Annotated in this window: 13 protein-coding genes, 1 rRNA gene and 1 pseudogene; 4 read left to right on the top strand and 11 right to left on the bottom strand. The window is 56.7% G+C overall.

Translation table 11 applies throughout. From position 1 onward, the window contains the following. Positions 1-19: 19 nt before the first annotated feature. From GPM19_RS11625 to GPM19_RS11610, 4 genes are all read right to left on the bottom strand, one after another. The gene (locus tag GPM19_RS11625) at positions 20-754 is read right to left on the bottom strand and encodes a lysophospholipid acyltransferase family protein (RefSeq protein ID WP_160419210.1); all 735 of its coding nucleotides are present in this window, start codon (positions 752-754) and stop codon (positions 20-22) included. Beyond that, positions 751-1,644, bottom strand: coding sequence for a sugar nucleotide-binding protein (locus GPM19_RS11620; protein ID WP_160419209.1), 894 nt, complete (start codon positions 1,642-1,644; stop codon positions 751-753). Before GPM19_RS11620 ends, GPM19_RS11625 begins: the two co-directional genes overlap by 4 nt. Before the next feature lie 61 nt (positions 1,645-1,705). Continuing rightward, positions 1,706-2,281: a single-stranded DNA-binding protein gene (ssb, locus tag GPM19_RS11615; protein ID WP_160419208.1), complete on the bottom strand. Its 576-nt coding sequence runs from the start codon at positions 2,279-2,281 to the stop codon at positions 1,706-1,708. Positions 2,282-2,396: 115 nt separating this feature from the next. Then, positions 2,397-3,788, bottom strand: coding sequence for an MFS transporter (locus GPM19_RS11610; protein WP_160419207.1), 1,392 nt, complete (start codon positions 3,786-3,788; stop codon positions 2,397-2,399). Between the two features lie 174 nt (positions 3,789-3,962). On the opposite strand from GPM19_RS11610, the gene uvrA reads away from it, so the two are divergent. Together uvrA and GPM19_RS11600 are read left to right on the top strand one after the other, a co-directional pair. Next, complete coding sequence (uvrA, locus tag GPM19_RS11605; protein ID WP_160419394.1) at positions 3,963-6,800, top strand: excinuclease ABC subunit UvrA; 2,838 nt, start codon at positions 3,963-3,965, stop codon at positions 6,798-6,800. A gap of 112 nt (positions 6,801-6,912) precedes the next feature. Next, entirely contained in the window at positions 6,913-7,689 is a 777-nt protein-coding gene (locus tag GPM19_RS11600; RefSeq protein ID WP_160419206.1) for a Crp/Fnr family transcriptional regulator, read from the top strand. Position 7,690: 1 nt separating this feature from the next. Here the strand turns inward: GPM19_RS11600 and GPM19_RS11595 are convergent, their stop codons facing one another. From GPM19_RS11595 to GPM19_RS11585, 3 genes are all read right to left on the bottom strand, one after another. Continuing rightward, positions 7,691-8,584 (bottom strand): DUF481 domain-containing protein, encoded by an 894-nt coding sequence (locus GPM19_RS11595; protein WP_160419205.1) that lies wholly within the window; start codon positions 8,582-8,584, stop codon positions 7,691-7,693. 70 nt (positions 8,585-8,654) lie between these two features. Beyond that, complete coding sequence (locus GPM19_RS11590; protein WP_160419204.1) at positions 8,655-9,425, bottom strand: ribonucleoside-diphosphate reductase; 771 nt, start codon at positions 9,423-9,425, stop codon at positions 8,655-8,657. A 54-nt stretch (positions 9,426-9,479) separates the two neighbouring features. Continuing rightward, entirely contained in the window at positions 9,480-11,591 is a 2,112-nt protein-coding gene (locus GPM19_RS11585; RefSeq protein ID WP_160419203.1) for an adenosylcobalamin-dependent ribonucleoside-diphosphate reductase, read from the bottom strand. A gap of 191 nt (positions 11,592-11,782) precedes the next feature. Between GPM19_RS11585 and GPM19_RS15610 the strand changes: the two genes are divergently transcribed. Further along, positions 11,783-11,983 carry a hypothetical protein gene (locus tag GPM19_RS15610; protein WP_160419202.1) on the top strand — a complete coding sequence of 67 codons (201 nt, stop codon included), beginning with the start codon at positions 11,783-11,785 and terminating at the stop codon, positions 11,981-11,983. 46 nt (positions 11,984-12,029) lie between these two features. Here the strand turns inward: GPM19_RS15610 and GPM19_RS15605 are convergent, their stop codons facing one another. The 3 genes and pseudogenes from GPM19_RS15605 to GPM19_RS11565 form a co-directional block, all read right to left on the bottom strand. Further along, a complete protein-coding gene (locus GPM19_RS15605; RefSeq protein WP_160419201.1) occupies positions 12,030-14,816 on the bottom strand; it encodes a bifunctional diguanylate cyclase/phosphodiesterase in 2,787 nt (928 codons plus the stop codon). A gap of 44 nt (positions 14,817-14,860) precedes the next feature. Next, entirely contained in the window at positions 14,861-16,924 is a 2,064-nt protein-coding gene (locus GPM19_RS11570; protein ID WP_227842384.1) for a sensor domain-containing diguanylate cyclase, read from the bottom strand. Positions 16,925-16,929: 5 nt separating this feature from the next. Further along, positions 16,930-17,046: pseudogene (locus tag GPM19_RS11565) on the bottom strand (OmpA/MotB family protein); the annotation flags it as partial. Positions 17,047-17,487: 441 nt separating this feature from the next. Between GPM19_RS11565 and GPM19_RS11560 the strand changes: the two are divergent. After that, complete coding sequence (locus tag GPM19_RS11560) at positions 17,488-18,228, top strand: SDR family NAD(P)-dependent oxidoreductase (RefSeq protein WP_160419200.1); 741 nt, start codon at positions 17,488-17,490, stop codon at positions 18,226-18,228. Positions 18,229-18,378: 150 nt separating this feature from the next. Here the strand turns inward: GPM19_RS11560 and rrf are convergent. After that, a 5S ribosomal RNA gene (gene rrf, locus GPM19_RS15745) occupies positions 18,379-18,463 on the bottom strand; the annotation flags it as partial.

The raw sequence follows: 18,463 nt of genomic DNA, 5'->3' as shown, positions 1-18,463 counted from the left end.
GGGCTCTCGTTACGAAGTGTCAGGACACCTTTGGGCGTGGCACTTCGGAAATTTCCTCGAGCTGCGCTTCAATCCAGGCTTCAACTTCCTTGAGCACGTCATCGGGAAGCCGCCCTTGGGTGTCTATCGGCGCACCGATACGCACGCGCAGCACGCCGGGATTCTTCACCCAGTGGCGCCCAGGCCAACGCTCTCCGGCATTATGCGCCACCGGTAACACCGGCACCCCGGCTCGGCAGGCGATTACAGCGCCACTTTTGTTGTAGCGCTTGCGAACGCCCGGATCGACTCGGGTGCCTTCGGGAAAGATCAGCACCGAGAGCCCGCCCTGCAGACGCGTAACGCCTTGGGTCAACACCTGTTTCATGGCTCGAGCGGGTCTTGAGCGATCCAGGCTAATCGGCTTCAGCAGCCGAAGCGCCCAACCGAAGATGGGAATACGCAAGAGTTCCTGCTTGAGCACGGTACATACCGGCGGCTTCATTATCTGTAGAAAAACGGTTTCCCACTCGCACTGATGATTGGCCTGGATGACGCATGGCCCTTCAGGCAGGTTTTGCTGCCCCTGGATGTCGTAACGCACACCGCATGTCCAGCGGAACCACGTCATCAAAAAGTGGTTATATAAATTGAGCAGCCCGTAGCGCCGCTCAAGCGGTAGAAACGGTGCAATGGGCAACAAAAAAAGGCCTGATGCCAATATGGCCACAAAATAGCCCATATAAAACAACACACTGCGCAACACGTTGATCAAGATGTCGACTCGCTTTTGCCTTCTTCCGACGCTTTGTCACGGACCAGACACCAAGCATCCAGCATTCGCCCTACTTCCAGCCGCCAGGCTTTTTGATGTACACCAAAGACGTCCAATACACGCCGACAGTTGAGTACACGACGCAGTTTCTGGTCGTGATGGTGATTGAGCGCCTTGACGTCCCCTAATGCCACCTCTTCACCACGCCCTTCCAGATGAGTGGCCAACTGTGTGCGCACCATCGAGGTGAACGTGAAGGCACTTACCGGTTCAGTGCCGGCAAGGTGATAGGCCCCCCAGGAATCGGCGCCACATTGCTGCTGAAGCAGCATGCCCACCAAGGCCCGGGCGACCGCATCCACCGAGGTGGGACAGAAGATAACGTCTTCCGTGGCGCGCACTTCCTGCCCCATGACCAAACTATCGATAATCTCGTTGAGCCAGGCATGGCTGCCTTCCAGCGCAAATAGCGGTCCCAGACGCACGATCAAGTGCCGATGATATTCGGCCCGAATCCGATCCCCTACCAGCACCAGGCGTCGCAACGATTCATCACGTGGAGCCGGCACCAGATGCTCGTCAATCGCCACCTCGAAGCCATCTTCATAAAGCTGGTCGGACACACACCAGACCAGAGCGACTTCCTGGGCAAGGCAAATCTCCAAGCAAGCTTCCACTGCATCGGCATGCGCCATGACCGCCGCCGGCGCCATATTCAAGGGATGAGCCAAGGGAGGAATGATCACCGCATCCGGGGCGATTGTTTTCAGCCTGTCGCTATCTAGCGACATCCCGGACTCGATCACAAGCTCGGTATCCGAACGTCGACTGGCTTCTCGGGCCAAGGCCAGGCTCAGACAATGGCCGGCATCCAGAATCAACAGCTTCACAAGCGCATCCTAGTGGTTAGCAATCATAGGCACTTTTCAAAGATGACAGTCTCAGGTAAATCTAGAATGGAATTTCATCATCGAAGTCATCGAAATTGCCCGGATCGGGAGCGCCATAGTTATTGTTCTGCTGCTGACCTTGTTGCTGGCCCTGCTGCGAAGGCGCTGGCTGGGGCTGGGGTGGACGTTGCTGGCCACCCTGCTGAGGGTTGGCATAGCCGCTTTGCTGGGGCGGTTGGTTGCCGCCACCCTGTTGAGGCTGCTGTGCACCCTGGTAGCCGCCCTGCTGGCCACCGTCGCCGCGGCCATCCAGCATCTGCATGTCGTTGGCAACGATCTCGGTGCTGTAACGGTCCTGGCCGTTTTGATCCTGCCATTTGCGCGTTTGCAAACGACCCTCAATATAGAGCTTAGAGCCCTTCTTGAGATATTGCTGTCCGATTTCAGCCAGCTTATTGAACATTACCACCCGATGCCATTCGGTACGCTCCTGGCGCTGTCCGCTTTGCTTGTCCATCCAGGTGTCGGTGGTCGCCAGGTTGAGATTGGCCACCGCCGTGCCCGAGGGCGTAAAACGCACCTCCGGATCTTGTCCCAGGTTACCGATCAATATGACCTTGTTGATGCCGCGAGCCATGACGAACTCCTTATTAAAAGATGTTTAAAAAAACCGATGTTTAAAAAAGCTGTTGTTCAAAAAATAATAGACTTGAATCTGAGTGGGGCTACCGTCCACGGTAACACTCACGACATTATTCTTCCTTGCGGGAAGGGCTGGCCATCAGGCGTGATAGGGCGTCTTGATCCAGCTGCTTGCGATTCACTTTCAGATACGCCAGCCGCTCTTCCGGCACCACCATCACATCTTCCACCCCGGCCACATCGGCCAGGCGCAACATCAGCGCATCCAGAGCAGCATCATGGGTATCATCGTCCAGCGCAATCACTTCACTGGAAAGTGGCGGCGGCGGCGGCATTTTCCACATGGCCACCAGCCATCCCAGTGAAAGCAGGGCGCTGCCGATGAAGACCGCATCCTGCCCCCCGTAGTGCGCCAGGGCACCACCCAAGGTACCGCCCAGAAACGCCCCCAGAAACTGGCTGGTGGAGTAAACCCCCATGGCCGTGCCCTTGGCACCGGCGGGGGCCAGTTTGCTGATCATGGAAGGTAGTGTCGCTTCGAGCAAGTTGAAACCTGTAAAAAATATCAGCAGCCAGGCAAACAACCAGAGGCCGCTGGAAGCCGGCGTTCCCAGCCCGAACAGGCTGAGCATGATGGCGGTAATCGCCAGCAAGCACATGGCTTTCATGCGGTAGGTCTTTTCCGCCACGATCACCAGCGGCACCATGGCCACGAACGCTACGCCCATTACACCCAGATACGCCAAGCCATGATGCTCGAGGGCGACACCCGCCTCGAGCAACCGAAACGGCACCACCACAAAGATCGCCATCAGCACTAGGTGCAGGGCAAAGATCGACAAATCCAACCGCCACAGGTCCGGACGACGAATGACACTCTTGAACTGTTTCCGATCCATGCTGACGTCGCGGTGGCGAACGCGGCGCGGCGCGGCGGGCACCCATTTCCACAGCACCACAAGGCTGCATAGCGCAAGCATGGCGGTAACCCAAAACACGCCACTCAGCCCTACCCAAGCCGCTAACCATGGCCCCAGCACCATCGCCACGGCAAAGGATACGCCGATCGAAATCCCGATAGTCGCCATGGCAGCGGTACGCACCTGCTCGCGGGTTTGATCCGCCAGCAGTGCCATAATGGCCGCGGCTACCGCTCCACTGCCTTGCAGGGCACGCCCGACAATTACCCCGGCGATGCTATCCGCCAGGGCCGCTACCACACTGCCCAGCAAGAAGATGAGTAAGCCAATCGCAATCATCTTCTTGCGCCCTAAGCGGTCGGAAAGCACACCGAACGGAATTTGCAGCACGGCTTGAGTCAGGCCGTAAATCCCCAGTGCCACACCGATCAGTAAAGGCGTCGCTCCGGCCAGATTGTCTGCATACAACGCCAGCACCGGCAACACCATGAACAAACCCAGCATGCGCGTGGCATACAGACCTGCCAAACCGCTGATCGCGCGGCGTTCAGACCCCAGCAGCAGTGCGGAAACCTTGCGCATATCACCCTATATTCTGTGGTGGGAGGCTATCCAGCCAATGAGAGAACCCTGCATTCTAGCGGTTTGCTGCTTGACTGGAAACGGCCTGCGACAATAGGAGTTGGGAAACCCGCTTTGCTGCCGGTGCCCATGCGCCCGTATAATCGATCTTTTGCCGTGCGTTTCGAGGTGTCGATGGACAGCATTCTGGTCAGGGGTGCCCGCACCCATAACCTCAAGCAGATAGACGTGGAACTGCCCCGCAACCGACTGATCGTGATCACCGGCCTATCCGGTTCCGGCAAGTCATCACTGGCGTTCGATACGTTGTATGCCGAAGGCCAGCGCCGCTATGTGGAATCGCTATCCACCTACGCTCGCCAGTTTCTCTCGATGATGGAAAAGCCCGACGTGGATCATATCGAAGGGCTTTCCCCGGCGATTTCCATCGAGCAGAAATCCACCTCCCACAATCCACGCTCCACCGTGGGCACCATTACCGAAATCTACGACTACCTGCGTCTACTGTTCGCCAGAGCGGGTACGCCGCGCTGCCCGGAACATGGCGAAGATCTTGAAGCACAGACCGTTTCGCAGATGGTCGATCAAGTGCTCGGCCTGCCCGAAGGCAGCAAGCTGATGCTGCTGGCGCCCGTCGTCAAGGGACGCAAGGGCGAGCACCTGCAATTGCTCGCCGAGCTTCGCGCCCAAGGCTTCGTCCGTGTGCTGATCGATGGCCAGATACTCGAACTTGACGATATTGCGCCACTCGACAAGCGCAAGAAGCACGATATCAGCGTGGTGGTGGATCGCTTCAAGGTACGCGACGACCTGGCCTTGCGTCTGGCGGAATCATTCGAGACCGCGCTTTCTCTGGCAGACGGCACCGCCATGATTCATTTCATGGATGGCACGCACCAGGACATGGCGTTTTCCGCGCGCTTTGCCTGCCCGGTGTGCGGCTATTCACTGGCGGAACTTGAGCCACGCATGTTCTCGTTCAACAACCCCGCAGGCGCCTGCCCCACCTGTGACGGCCTGGGGGTACAGCAATATTTCGACCCTGACAAATTCATCACTCATCCCGAGCTGTCTCTCGCAGAAGGCGTGATCAAGGGCTGGGACCGGCGCAACATCTATTACTTTACCCAGCTGCAAGCGCTTGCCGAGCATTACCGTTTTGCGCTTGAAACGCCCTGGAAGGATCTCGCCCGTCATGAGCGCGATATCATTCTTCACGGCAGCGGTGACGAGGCGATTCCCTTTAGCTATGTCAGCGACCGTGGCCGCAAGGTGACCCGCGAACACCCTTTCGAGGGCGTACTCCCCAACATGCAGCGGCGTTACCGGGAAACAGAGTCGAGCATGGTGCGTGACGACCTGGCCAAGCATATCGCCGTGCAGCCCTGTACCAGTTGTCACGGTTCACGCCTGCGCAAGGAATCCCGCCATGTCTATATCGACAACCATACCATCGCCGATATCGTACATTTCCCGATCGGCGAGGCGTGGGGATATTTCGCCCAGCTCAAGCTGCCGGGGCGTAAAGGAGAAATCGCCGAGAAAATCGTCAGCGAAATCCATGCGCGTCTGGAGTTTCTGGTCAATGTGGGACTGGATTACCTTAACCTGGAGCGCAGCGCCGATACGCTCTCGGGCGGCGAAGCCCAGCGTATCCGTCTCGCCAGCCAGATCGGCGCCGGCCTGGTGGGGGTCATGTACATCCTCGATGAACCTTCCATCGGCCTGCATCAACGCGACAATGACCGCTTGCTGAAAACCCTGGAGCGCCTGCGCGATCTAGGCAATACCGTGATCGTGGTCGAACACGACGAAGAGGCCATTCGCGCGGCTGACCACGTCCTGGATATCGGCCCCGGCGCTGGCGTGCATGGCGGCGAGATCGTCGCTCAGGGCACGCCCCAGGACGTCATGGACAACCCTGCGTCGCTGACCGGCCAATACTTGAGCGGTAAACGTCGGATCGAAATGCCTCCGTATCGCATTCCCGGCAACCCGGAAAAGCAACTGGTGCTGCATGGCGCCACCGGCAATAATCTCCAGGATGTCACCCTTCATTTGCCGTTGGGATTGTTCATCTGCATTACCGGGGTGTCCGGCTCAGGCAAGTCCACCCTGATCAACGGCACCTTGATGCCGATTGCCGCTCGGGATCTCAATCGCGCCACCACCCTGACTCCAGCACCCTATACGCAAATCGAAGGGCTTGAGCTGCTGGACAAGGTGATCGACATCGACCAGAGCCCCATCGGGCGTACCCCCCGTTCCAACCCGGCCACCTATACCGGCATTTTCACTCCGATTCGTGAGTTGTTTGCCGGCACTCAGGAAGCCCGTTCCCGCGGCTATAAACCCGGTCGGTTCTCGTTCAACGTCAAGGGTGGGCGCTGCGAGTCATGCCAGGGCGAAGGCCTGATCAAGGTGGAAATGCACTTTCTGCCGGATATCTACGTGCCTTGCGACGTCTGCAAGGGCAAGCGCTACAACCGCGAAACCCTGGATATCCATTACAAGGGCAAGAACATTCATAATGTCCTGGAAATGACCGTAGAGGATGCCCTGGAATTCTTCAGCCCGGTTCCCGCCATCGCCCGGCGCCTGCAAACCTTGCTCGACGTGGGACTTGCCTACATACGCCTGGGCCAGAGCGCCACCACCCTTTCCGGCGGCGAGGCCCAGCGCGTCAAGCTGGCACGGGAATTGGCCAAACGCGATACCGGCAAGACCCTGTATATTCTTGACGAGCCGACGACCGGGCTACACTTCGAAGACATCCGTCAACTGCTGACCGTCCTCCATCGCCTGCGTGACCATGGCAATACGATTGTGGTGATAGAGCACAATCTCGACGTGATCAAGACTGCCGATTGGCTGATCGACCTGGGTCCGGAAGGCGGCTCAGGCGGCGGACGGATTATCGCTGAAGGCACGCCCGAGCAGGTGGCAAAACAGCCAGTCTCACACACGGGACGCTTTCTCCGACCGCTACTTGAGCGGCACGCTAAGCCATAATGATTTAAAGGGGAAACCTGCCTGATCGTTTTATGTCCGGAAAGCGCTGTTCAGAAAACAAGGAAAGGTGTGATAAAATTATTGTCGGGGCTTTTACAAGAGGTTTCTTCTCATGGACTACTCAGATAGCTGTATCGTTCGGCATTTCGATTACTATTGCGCTCTGAGTCCAAAGGACAAAAAAATACTGGCGGCACTCGAAGAAAACCCCGTAGAAATCGCCCGCGGCACCTCGCTTTGGCAAGAAGGCGAGGATGCCGACGAGTTCTACACACTGAGCCAAGGATGGGCCTACTCTTACCGCTACCTGGAAAACGGTGCTCGACAGATTCTCGAGGTATATCTGCCAGGGGAGATTCTCGGGTTACAGGAATTCGCCTTTACCGAGCGCCTGGAAGGGCTGGCCATGATCGAGGATGGGATCATCTGCCCCTTTCCGCATCAGCGTATGCTGGAGCTGTTCAATGAGTCGCTGACCTTGACCGCAGTGATGTTTGCCATCGCCAGTCGCCAGCAAGCCCTGCTTTCCGAGCGTCTGGTAAGCATCTCCCGACGTAGCGCCCGGCAAAGACTGGCGCACTTTCTTCACGAAATATTTCTGCGCCAGCGGCAAACCGATCCGAGAGGCGGTTCCAAGATGCGCCTACCGCTGACTCAAGAGCAGCTTGGCGATCTTCTCGGCATGAGCCCGGTCCACGTCAGCCGTACATTTTCCGTCTTGAATGAAGCCAAGCTGGCCTATCGTAACCGCCATCACGTCACCATTCCCGACCTGAAGGCCTTGGCCAAGGAAGGCGGTTTCGACGAGCGATACCTTGATAGCGACCTGACCTGCTTTCTTCGCAAGAATCCACCTATCCCACCCTTAGCCCAAGCACTCGAGCGCTAAGCTACCAGTTCACCCCAAGGCCGACATGGTAGAGAGTATCGCGCAAGTCTTCGGCGCTATTCTCGACCCAGTCGGCCTCTACTCCCATATTGAGCGACATCCACTCGGTCAGTGGGTAGCGCACGCCGATTTCCGCGTTGAACTGGAAGCCGGTGGCGCCAGAGAAAGCACGGCCGGTACGGCCTGCAGCGTAAAGCTCAAACAGCTCCTGCCAGAAATGGCGATTGAACTGCCACTGCAATGCCCAAGAGTAAAAGCGCTCTTCCGGTTGGCTCGCATAGGCAAAGCGGTTGTAGGTGAGCAGCGCCGAGAGCGAAAACGCGCTTTGCTCGGTATTCCATAACTGATATCCCGGCCCCAACCCGAGCGCAAAACGCCGGGAAATATCCTCCTCCCAATCGCGTTTCGAGCTCACCCGCCCCTGCCAAAAGCGTTGCCGGGTCACAAAGCGCTCCGGCGAGTAGGCGAGCTCCCAGTCGTTGTCGCGCCGCTCATTGTCGCGGTGCTCACGATGATAGCTAGCTCGCCACCTGTGACGCCAAACCCCTTGGGTCACATGTTGACGCAGGGCGATATCAACTTCGTGCGTATCCACGGCGCTGTTTTCGTACTCTACTGCCACATCGAGACCGCCGCGGGAGGAGAACGGGTGATCTTCCGGACGATTCCTTTCGCGCGCCTCCGCTAGAAAATCGCTAACCGGCATTTCTGCCCCGCTCCACTCCACCCGCGAGACGTGCGCGGCATCGATGTGGATGATACCGGCAACGTCCGACGCCACCTGCCATTCGCTCACCGTGTGACGCAGCACCGTCCCGGTAATACGATCGCCATTTTCCAGCCATAGCGTATCGGCTGCCAAGGGCAACGGTATCCATGCCCAGCAGAGCAGCAAAAACAATTTCCCCCCGCAAGCGCGAGGGGAAATCAAACGGCCTGCCACCACCCTCGGCACTATCGACCCGTTACCCGCACTTCGACCAACCACAGCCGGCATAGCAGGTGGGGCAGCCATCCATCATGATCAATTCACCACGACATTCGGGGCAGTGTCCGACGATGGCCGGACCCTCTCCTTCAGGCTTTTTTGCCAAGGTAACCGCCACGGCGGGTTCTGCTTGGGCCGTCTCGCTCGCCTCTTCCGGCGGATGCCAGGCATAGCCGTGAGTCATGCGGTGAGCGTAGCGCTCGACCAAGGTTTCCACCGGCACCTGGTTGCCATCGGCATCCAGAAAGCCCCGGCGATAAAGAATCTGCTGAATTGACCAGGCAATCGCCGCCACTTCGGAATCGTGGAACATGGGCTTGTTCCATTGATTCATGCCACAGCGCACCAGCCCTTTATCCCAGGCTACCTTGCGCAGATCCGCCACCGCTTGAGTAACGTAGCCACCCCGTGCGGCCAACGACAGGCTGCGCATGGTGGCGGTAATCCATTGGTGTTCGCTTGAAAGCTGACCTGAGGGGAAGAAAAATTCCACCGGCCGCTCGATCACCACGCGCTTGCCGCCCAGCACACCTTCCACCGGCATGAACGACACCAAGAGGTAGACTTTCTTGCGCCCTTCCGCGCCGACATAGGAAATCTTTTCCGAAACGGCTTCCAGGGTTCCTTCGGGGCGCGAAGGAATACGCACCGTTAGGGGAGTTTCTTCCTGAAGCTCCGGCACGGCAGCCGGCTGCTCCTTTTGCTTGATGCTATATCCGACGATCTTGGATTTTATTTCAACGGTCATCAGTCAGTCCCTTCGGTCAGCAGAATGTGTGCGTTTCGCGCTTGATGGAAAACCTCACCATTTGCCATAGGTGCCTTCCTTCAGTCCATCGAACAAATTGGCGGCATTGTGCTCCTCGCCATCGTAAATCACGCTTTCATCACCGGTAAGTTCCAGTGTTTCACCGTTTTCCAGCTCGAATACATAGGTGGTGTTCTTGAGATCGTCCTCACGCACCAGCACGCCCTGGAAAGCTTCGGGGTTGAAGCGGAAAGTGGTACAGCCTTTGAGACGGCTTTCGTAGGCCTGCAGATAAAGGCTCTCGAACTGCTCGAAAGGAAAATCCGTGGGAACATTGACCGTCTTGGAAATCGCCGAGTCAATCCAGTTCTGTGACGCCGCCTGTACCGCCACATGCTGTTCCGGTGTCACCGAATCGGCCGTGACGAAATAATCCGGCAGGTCGCTTTCCACTGCATCGCTGGCAATGAAGTGGCGATAGGCGGCCAGCTCGAACGACACGACTTCGACTTGTTCCTTGGTCTTCTTGCCGGACTGGATGATATTGCGGAAATAACGATGCGAGAAAGAGGGCTCGATACCGTTGGATGCATTGTTGCCCATCGACAGGCTGATGGTGCCGGTCGGGGCGATTGAACTGTGGTGAGTAAATCGAGCACCCTGTTCCGCCAGTGCCGCGACCAATTCCGGCTCGAGCTCGGCGATCTTGGCCATGTACTGGCTGTAGCGCGCATGCAGAATGCGTCCCGGCACCTTGTCACCAATCTCATACCCGTCTTTGGCCAGCTGCGGACGTTCGCGCATCATCTTGGCGGTAATGAGGTGCTCTTCTTCCAGCACCGGTGCCATACCCTTCTCGCGAGAAAGTTCCAGCGCCTGCTTCCAGCCTTCAATCGCCAGGTTGCGGCTGACTTCCTCGGTAAAGGTCAGCGACTGCGCCGAACCGTAGGGAATCTTGAGCATGGTCAGGGTTGATCCCAGGCCCAGAAAACCCATGCCGTGACGACGCTTGGCTTCAATTTCACGCTGCTGCTGGGGCAAGGGCAGACCGGCGATTTCCACCACGTTATCCAGCATACGGGTGAAGATTGCCACTACCTTGCGGTAGCGGTCCCAGTCGAAACGCGGCTTCTTGCCGAAGGGATCGATAACGAACTGGGTCAAGTTGACCGAGCCCAGCAGACAAGCGCCTTCCGGCGGCAGGGGTTGCTCGCCGCAAGGATTGGTCGCGCGAATATCTTCGCAAAACCAGTTGTTGTTCATGCGATTGACCTGGTCGATCAGGATAAAGCCAGGCTCGGCATAGTCGTAGGTGGAATGCATGATGGTATCCCACAATTCCCGTGCCTTGATGACTTCGATGATACGGCAAGCCACTCGGCCTTTGTCGTCTACCGTGTAACCTTCTTCGATGACCGGCCAGTCGCGGTAGATCAGGTCTTCCGCCTTGACGTCATCCTTCTCGCCGTGGTGCAGCGGGAACGCCAGTGGCCAGTCGGTATCGTTCTTGACCGCTTCCATGAATTCATCGGTGATCAACAAGCTGAGGTTGAACTGGCGCAGACGCCCGGCTTCACGTTTGGCCTGGATGAACTCACGCACATCGGGATGGCCGATATCGAAAGTGCCCATCTGGGCGCCGCGGCGTCCACCGGCAGAAGCCACGGTAAAACACATCTTGTCGTAAATATCCATGAACGCCAAAGGGCCGTTGGTACCGGCGCCGGCGCCAAATACGAAGGCGCCCTTGTGGCGCAAAGTGGAAAAATCATAGCCAATACCGGCACCGGACTTCAGCGTCATGCCCGCATCCACCACACTATCCAGGATATCGCGCATGGAGTCGCGAATGGTGCGCGAGACGGTACAGTTGATCAAGCTAACCGTTGGCTTATAGTCTTCCGCACCGGCGTTGGATAAAATCCGCCCGGCAGGTATGGCGCCCTGTTCCAGCGCCCAGCGAAACTTGGGCAACCACTCCTCGGCCTTGTCACCTTCCACCGCGGCAAGGGCACGCGCTACCCGCTCGAAGGTGCCGCCGACATCCTTGTCCACCGGTCGGCTATGGCGATCTTTGAGGCGATACTTGGCATCCCAGATTTCCCGTGACGGCGCTTGTAGCGGAACATCATGAGAGATCTTGCTGACCTTGATAGAGGTGCTCATGTCGCGGGACTCCTTCACAGCGAGGCAGAATTGGTGACCGGAAATGCGGCGATTATACGGACTACACGGATGAAGTATAGACTTGACTTTCCACCACATGGGCCATTTTTTATATAATCTTCTACCATATGTAGACACACGCAAAGAAAACAGCACCTTAGCTTTTTTCCTTGCCTTGGCTGGAAATGCACGTGGAACTTGATGAGCGACAGGGCGAAAGCCATGCAGTGAACCTGGTGCCGGCGCGCCTACGCGTGGATGATACCACCCGCCACGAGAGCATGGCGGAGTTCATCATCGAGCGCGGAGACAAGGGTTTCTATACGCACTTTTATCTAAATGATTTGTCGTCACTTATCGAGGAAATGCGCGAGGGGGCGCTTTTTATCTAGGCTTCGACCAAGGAGAACAAGCGCCTTGGTACATGTCCTTCAGCCTTCAGGGCGCAGATGCTGCTATTGAGCGCATGCAAGCTGCTTGTCGCTCGACTACCAAAGCGCCAACCGGCACCGGACGTGAAAACAGGTAGCCTTGATATGCCATGCAGCCATGCTCATAAAGCCATTGGCAATGCGCCTGCGTCTCTACCCCTTCGGCGATCACTTCCAGCTCCAGACTTTGCGCCAAGGCGATGACGGTACGCACGATGGCCTCATCAATGGGATCATCCAGCACATCACGCACAAAAGACTGATCGATCTTGAGTTGATCCAGAGGTAATCGCTTGAGATAAGCCAGCGAGGAATAACCGGTACCGAAATCATCCAGAGAGAAGCAGATTCCCTCACTTCGCAGCGCTTCCATGCGGGCTCGCACCGTATCGCCTTCCGCCATGAACAAGCTTTCGGTCACTTCCAACTTCAATCGACGAGGGTTGGCACCGGTATGCGCGAGAATATCGAGTATTTCGTCAACGAAGCAGGCCTGACGAAACTGATGGGGGCTAACATTGACCGCAATACTCAACCCTTCAGTGGCTGAGGAACGTGCCCATAATGCTAATTGCCGGCAGGCGGTTTCCAGCACCCAGGCACCAATGGGGCTAATCAGATTGTTTTCTTCGGCCAGTGGAATGAACTCGGCTGGCGACACCATGCCGCGAACCGGATGCTCCCAACGCAGCAATGCTTCCACGCCGACCACCACGCCCTGAGCATTCACCTGACTCTGATAATACAGGCGGAATTCTTGATTCTCCAACGCCTGGCGAAGGTCGCTCTCCAGCCGTGCCCGTTCCACCACGGCGGTCTGCATGGCCGTATCAAAAAAGCGCAAGGCATTACGCCCGGCGGACTTGGCTTGATACATCGCCAGATCCGCCTGTTGAAGAATATCACTGACGCTAACCTCACTACCGGTGAACAAGGCAATACCGATACTGCCGGTCACTTGCAGCACTTGTTCCTGCACATCGAAGGGCGCCATCAGCGACATCAACAGCTTATTGGCGATAATTTCGGCATGCGGTGCCGCAAGCGCTAGATCACCTCCCAGCTCATGCAGCATCACTACGAATTCATCACCCCCCAGACGGGCCACGGTGTCGCCGTCACGCACGACCTGTTCGAGACGTCGCGCCACGTCTTGCAGCAAGGCATCGCCCAGATAATGCCCCAGGCTATCGTTGATGGTCTTGAAATTGTCCAGGTCGATGAACATGACGGCGGTGTAGTGCCCGTCTCGCTGAGTATCCTTGAGCGCGGCCTCCAGACGGTCGATCAGCAGACGGCGATTGGGCAAGCCGGTAAGGGCATCGTAAAACGCCAACTGATGAATTTCTTTTTCGGCGGCCTTGCGCTGGGTAATATCGCTCAGCGTGGCCACGTAATTGGCAATGGCACCGGCATCATTACGCATCACGCTGATGGTCAGCCATTGGGGATATATTTCACCGTTCTTGCGCCGATTCCATACTTCGCCTTGCCAACTATCCTTTGCTTTCAAGCGCTGCCATAACGTGCGATAGAAGGCGGCACCGTGACGTCCGGAACTCAAGAATCGAGGGTTGTATCCAAGCACTTCCTCGGCGGCGTAACCGGTAATCGTGGTGAAGGTGGCATTGACCTGAACGATACGGTTCTCTGCATCGGAAATGAACATGCCCAAATGCGTTTCAAATGCCATGGCGGCGATCTTCAGCTGGGCAGCTTCCAGCTCACTGGCTTGCTGTGCCTGGAGCTGGGTCTCCATTTCCATGGCCAGGCGGTTGCGGTGTTGGCGCAGCTCCTGTTCCGCGGCATACAGATGACGGTAATGACGCATTGCCACCGCCCCCATCACCACTAATGCCAACCATCCCGCCATCAATGCCCAGAAGCGCCGCCACCAATCATTCAAATAAAAGGTAGTATCCGTACCGGCAATCACTACCCAGGGGGCATTTTCCAACTTACGCGCGCTGTACAGCCGATGCACGCCATCCACTGGCGACTCTCTGATCCAGCTTCTACGAATATCACTTCCCGACTGAAATGCGAGTAATTGCGGGGTACGTACTTCTTTTCCCACCGACATACTTGCGGCAATTCCAGCTTCCGCACGCCGTGCTAACACTCGAAGGGTGGTATCCACCAATCCCAGGCTGGTGCCTTCATTTAATGTCAGGCGCTCCAGCATGTCGGCAAATACAGAAGGGGCAAACCGCGCCAAGGCCAGTCCTTGCAGCTCCCCTTCAGGGTTTTCCAGGCGTAATGCGTGCAATAGGCGCAGCTCCCCTCCAGCGGTTTCGGAGGAGTACAACCCGGAAACCGCCTCCAATACGGGAGCAGTGTGGCTTAACAAAGGAGTGAAGAAAGCATGTTGGTCAAGTTCGATGCGTGTCAACGACGAGGAGAGCGTCGACGCGACAATCCGTCCGGAGGGTGACACCAGAGCGACTTCCTCCCAGAATTCCAGACTGTCGCGACGGCGAACCAGCAGCGTCGCCAAGGCTTCGGCATCGATGCTGCCCGGTTGCGCCTGGGTCAGATCGTAAAGTTCTTTTATTCCTCGCAGTGAATGCGCCGAGGCAATCAAGGTACTGTCCACCCACTGGGCCACCATGTCGGCACTTGCCACGCTACGCGATTGCGCCCCATGCTGCTCTTGACCATGGTGTTTATGCATTTCCCACCCCAGCAGGCACAATAGTAACAAGCCAATCACAAAGCCTGTAAAGCCGGCTTGGGAGGGCGATATTCGCCACTTCATGGCAGGGATTGACTGTACCGGACCTACTGCACTCACGCCTTACTCTCCTTAACGACACCCAACAAGACGGCTATTCCCGTTCAAGGTGCCTTGTCGCCAGGTTCAAGGCCTGTTTCCTGAGCAAGTTCTACCCGATTACGTCCGCTATGCTTGGCTCGATACATAGCGGCATCTGCTCGCCCCATCAGCGTCTTGCACGAATCTCCGGCATTCCAGTCCGCCAGTCCGATACTGACCGTAATCGATTGTTCGAGTCCTATCACCTCCAGTGACGCAATCAAGGTCCGAAGCCTCTCGGCCAACCCCACTGCGGCTTCCAGATCCGAATGAGTGGCAAGCACGATAAATTCCTCGCCTCCCCATCGTCCCAAGTGGTCACAACCCCGCAATGAGCCTTCCACGAGGGCGGCAAGCGCCACCAGCACATCATCGCCCAAGGCATGACCATAGGTGTCATTAATGGTCTTGAAGTTATCCACATCAAACAGCAACAGGCAAAACGGCGTACCGTAACGCTGGGCGGCAACCAACTGCGCATCGATCGCCTGTTCAATACGGTAGCGGTTCCACACCTGGGTCAAGGGGTCAAAGTGCGCAAGTTGCTCCAAACGCTGATTGGCTTTCGCCAAGGCCTGCCGCTCAGCCTGCAAATGAGCATTCAAATTATTGATTTCATAAGCGAAAATAGCCAAGGTCAAATCTTCTCCCAAGTCTACGGCAGCCAGCCGCTCAACATGCTGCCAGGCTTCGCTCTTGCCTACCACTTCTTCACGCCAGGCCGCCGAGCCCGCCAGATCGGTCGACATCATGAACTGCCCGGATGCCTCGGTAGGCTGCATCGCCCAGTACAGCGTTTCCACCTGCTCAGGGCGAAAAAATACCAGCCAGCTGCGCTGGGATGGGTTCATGGCCAGCGGTATCGCCATGACACCACAATGGTGGCCCATGGGTAACGTCCTGGTGACGGGATCACTGCGAAGATTTCGGCTACACCAAGGCCGGGCATGGGCGTGTGCTGTTTCCAGCCGTGCGGTCAATTGCTCGATGACGGCACTGGCGGGCACCTGACCGGTGCTGATAACTTTGCCATTGATACACAAAGCCACTCCGGTAGAGCGAAATAGTTCCAGCCAAGTGGCAGCTTGCTGCTGCAATAATTGTGCGGGGCTGTAGGGCTCTTCCTGTGAAGCTGGTAATACCAGACTATCCTGCACCCTTTCCAGATAGCGGGCTTCCTGGCGGGCACGCAACAGCAGAAGACGCTGGGTAGCCATTTGCACCAGGGCGCGTACGGCATCGCGTATAGGAGGAGGGACCTGATGAGGGGTGGCCGAATGACAGATCACCAAGCCCCACAAGCCGGCATCATCTCCTTGCATGGCCAAGCTTAACGAGCCCCGAACGCCCATGCGGGCCAGATACGTTTGCCGCTCAGGCGCCGGGGCACGCAGCAAACTTACCGTTACATCGACGCTGTTGTCGCTCGTGCGTGGAAGCAAGGTCACCGGCGGTGCCTGAGCATCAGTAATTGCGCGTACGGGTGTACGCTCGTAACTGCGTCGCAGGCTCAAGGGGAAGTCACTGGCAGGAAAGCGTTGCCCCAGCAACGCTGGCAATTTCCCGGAGGTGGCTTGCGCCACCATCAGGCCGTGCCAGTCACTATCGAAGTGGCACACCACCACGCGATCATGGCCGGTAAGTTGTCGAATGGCATTGACCAAACTATCGAGCAAGGCATCCTGATGAGGTGCATCGGCAAGCTGCACCAGGCTTTCATTGACCGTGCCCAACAGGCGACGTTTATCCGAGGTATTGAGCGGTTCCAGTTCGACCAGGACATGCTTGCCACTGCGCAGGGCATTAAGTTGAAAACGTTGGCTTCTACCTTGCACGAGACAAGAAAATGCCAACGGCCCAGGCAAACGCAACGCGTCCCGCATTTCATCTTTCACGTGCCGGGCCAATCGATTACCGAGAAGTGTAGTAACGCTATCTTCGGTTTTGCCCGGCCACTCAAGCCCGGTCAATTCCGTCAGATTGGCACTGACCTGACATACCCGACGACAGCTAGCATCCAACACCAGCATGGCACCAGATGGCTGCAGCCATGGTGGGGATTTCAATAGCGTGATGTTGTCAGGCAATGTTTTCAACTCCCCAGTACTTGACGCAATAGCAACTCGACACGCCGGTTGGCCGCGCGACCTTCAGGCATGGCATTGTCATGCATCGGCTGGGTATCGGCGTAACCCACAGCACGCAGACGGTTGACATCGTCACCCTCCACGGCCCTGATCGATACTCAACTCGGGAGGCTTAGCCCGGAAAATCGCGGCTATCTAATATTGTGACTCGGCATGATGCCGATTGAACGCTGTGCCAGCAGGAACGGCGCTATCCTTTGCTAGGGGCGGGTTTCGAAGATACCTGTCTTTCATGAACTTTATCATGAAAGTCGGTGATGAAGGAATTGAGTGTTTTTTTCGAAGGGAATTAGACAGCACTTGGTAAACAGGCGATCTTCGGTATGCCATTCCAAATTATCCGCTATGGGTTTGTAGATCAGGTTAGCTGTCAGTCCCGGATGATTGTTTGTCCCGCTGATGAAATAGCTCCCAGCCCAGACGCATCAGCGCCACGGCCTGACCCTCGACTTTCCCGCCTTAACACGCTTGAATGACTGCTCACCAGTCTTTAGAGCTTACCTATGCTAACGCAATTACCCGAGAATTTTACTGCCTTGGTCACTGGAGCTTCAGGTGGCATCGGCGCTGCCATAACCAAGGCATTGCTGAATTGCCCGCACCTGGGCCAAGTCATTGCAGTCAGTCGCCAGTCGCCAACAATTACCGATCCACGCCTTACATGGCTCAAGCTTGATGTTTCGGTAGAAGCCGACCGCTTGGCATTATGTGAACACTTGAATAAACAGCCACTGCATTTGGTGTTCAATGCCATTGGCATACTTCACGATGAAGTAGGTGGCATTCAGCCGGAAAAACAACTTGGCCAACTCAATGAGGAAGCCTTGTCAGGCTTGTTTCATACCAATGCGATAACGCCAGCATTGCTTCTTAGCGCTTTGCAGGACTCCCTTAAAGGCAGCCATCCCGCTATTTTTGCTAGCCTTTCGGCACGGGTGGGATCCATTTCTGATAACCGGCTGGGCGGCTGGTATGCCTATCGTGCAAGCAAGGCCGCGCACAACATGCTGATGAAAACGGCAGCGATAGAGCTGAAGCGCTTTAACAAGAAGGCCATCGTGCTTTGCCTGCATCCCGGCACGACTGACACCGCTCTTTCCCAGCCCTTTCAAGCTCGCGTCCCCGAACACAAACTGTTCACACCCGATTTCGTGGCAGAACGCTTATTGTCAGTCATTTCACAACGCACACCTCAAGACACCGGTACATTCTGGGATTGGGAAGGTAAGCCGGTCGATTGGTAATACAGTTTTATTCTTTATCGTCCGTGCTACGAACACCTCCCGGCCTGCCCGCCATGAGCAACAGACCGGGAGACCGGCTATAAATAAAAACCTCCAGGCAAAAAAAACGCCCCCGCGGCAAGGCCGTGGGGGCGTTTTTTTCGAATAGGTGCCTGACGATGACCTACTCTCGCATGGGGAGACCCCACACTACCATCGGCGCGGAACGGTTTCACGACTGAGTTCGGCAAGGGAT

It is taken from the genome of Vreelandella zhuhanensis, assembly GCF_009793355.1.
Classification (GTDB): Bacteria; Pseudomonadota; Gammaproteobacteria; order Pseudomonadales; family Halomonadaceae; genus Vreelandella; species Vreelandella zhuhanensis.
Note: the sequence above shows the minus strand (reverse complement) of the source record. Positions and strands in the feature narration are given on the sequence as shown.